This is a genomic window from Stenotrophomonas sp. SrG (assembly GCF_050031795.1).
GTDB lineage: Bacteria > Pseudomonadota > Gammaproteobacteria > Xanthomonadales > Xanthomonadaceae > Stenotrophomonas > Stenotrophomonas rhizophila_A.
Map to the genome: position 1 here is coordinate 1 of NZ_JBNBBE010001068.1, position 240 is coordinate 240.

Consider the following 240-nt stretch of genomic DNA (forward strand, 5'->3'; position numbering starts at 1 on the left):
CGCTTGAACGCCTGGGCCTGCCGTTCCAGCGCAGCAACCTGGGCGACCGCGATGTGCACCAAGCGCTCGTGGAAGGTGGCGGGGAGCTCGGTGGTGAAGCGTCGGGGCACCGGCTATGCCTGGATCGCGCTACCACGGGCGATGCGATCGGCAGTGCGCTGCAGGTGCGGGAAGGGCTGCGTCGCGAAGGCAAGAGCCTGCGCGAATCGCTGGTCGGGCTGTCCCGGGGCCCGCAGAAGA

General features: G+C 70.0%; 1 pseudogene. It reads left to right on the forward strand.

The annotated features are described in order from the left end of the window. Positions 1-240, forward strand: a pseudogene (gene glmM, locus ACQG3P_RS22755) (phosphoglucosamine mutase); the annotation flags it as partial.